Source organism: [Clostridium] clostridioforme AGR2157 (assembly GCF_000424325.1).
Taxonomy (GTDB): domain Bacteria; phylum Bacillota; class Clostridia; order Lachnospirales; family Lachnospiraceae; genus Enterocloster; species Enterocloster clostridioformis_A.
Window position 1 is genome coordinate 1 of the sequence record NZ_AUJR01000134.1, and the last position, 1,303, is coordinate 1,303.

Consider the following 1,303-nt stretch of genomic DNA (forward strand, 5'->3'; position numbering starts at 1 on the left):
TAAGGAGCAAATTCGACAGATTATTTCAGACAACAACATTTCCAGTGTTGCGGATGTCTATTCCCTTCTCAAAGAAAGTTTTAAGGATATCCTTCAGGAACTCATGGAGGCGGAGCTGGATGCTTCCCTTGGGTATGAAAAGAATCAGAAGGGGAATCTTACTACGGATAATAAACGTAACGGACATTCCACAAAGACCCTCAAGAGCCAATATGGGGAGTTTCAAGTGGATGTGCCCCGGGACCGCAACGGAGAGTTTGAGCCAAAGCTGATTCCCAAGTATCAGCGTGACATCTCTGGCATCGAGGAGAAAGTAATCTCCTTATACGCAAGAGGAATGAGTACACGGGATATCCATGACCAGCTGCAGGATCTCTATGGGATTGAGTTATCGGCAGAGATGGTTAGTAAGATGACCGATAAGATTCTGCCACAGGTGAAAGAGTGGCAGTCCCGTCCGCTGGCCCCAATCTATCCCTTTGTTTTTATGGACTGCATTCATTATAAGGTACGGGAAGACGGACGTATCCTGAGCCGGGCGGCCTATGTAGTCCTGGGAGTTACAACGGAGGGGTATAAAGATATCCTCAGCATTACCGTAGGGGCTAATGAGACCAGTAAGTTCTGGCTGGGGATGTTAAATGATTTGAAAAACCGCGGGGTAAAGGATGTATTGTTCTTCTGCGTCGATGGGCTGGCCGGTTTTAAGGAGGCAATCAGCGCGGTCTACCCTCTGGCCCAGATCCAGAGATGTGTCATCCACATGCTGCGCAACTCATTTAAATATGTCAATTACAGTGATCTAAAAAAATTTTCCAGTGACTTCAAAGCAGTCTATAATGCTCCGAATGAAACAGCGGCATATTCAGAGCTGGAAGGGATCCGGGAGAAATGGGGAAGGAAATACCCCTACGCGATCAGCAACTGGGAAAATAACTGGGAAGATGTAAGTTCCTTTTTTCAATTTTCAGAAGAAATCAGACGGATTATGTACACGACGAACATTATTGAGGCATTAAACCGTCAATACAGGAAAGTAACAAAGACGAAAAGTGTATTCCCCAACGACCAGTCTCTGGAGAAGATGCTTTATCTGGCCAGTGAGAATATCATTAAAAAATGGACTCAGAGATACCGTGGTTGGGACCAGGTATTGAATCAGCTGATTGTACTGTACGGAGAAAGACTGACCCAGTATTTATAAAAGAAAAAGCCAGGGTGGCTACTGATTTTGAAAGGTCAGCCACCCCAGCCTTATTCCATCGGCATTAAAAGTATTGCCAGAACCCCTGGTCTTATTCCG

1 protein-coding gene is annotated in these 1,303 nt (G+C 45.4%); it reads left to right on the forward strand.

The window, feature by feature from the left end:
- Positions 1-1,204 (forward strand): IS256 family transposase (locus G614_RS0124050; RefSeq protein WP_242828212.1); only part of this gene is annotated, 1,204 nt, incomplete at its 5' end.
- Between the last annotated feature and the right edge of the window lie 99 nt (positions 1,205-1,303).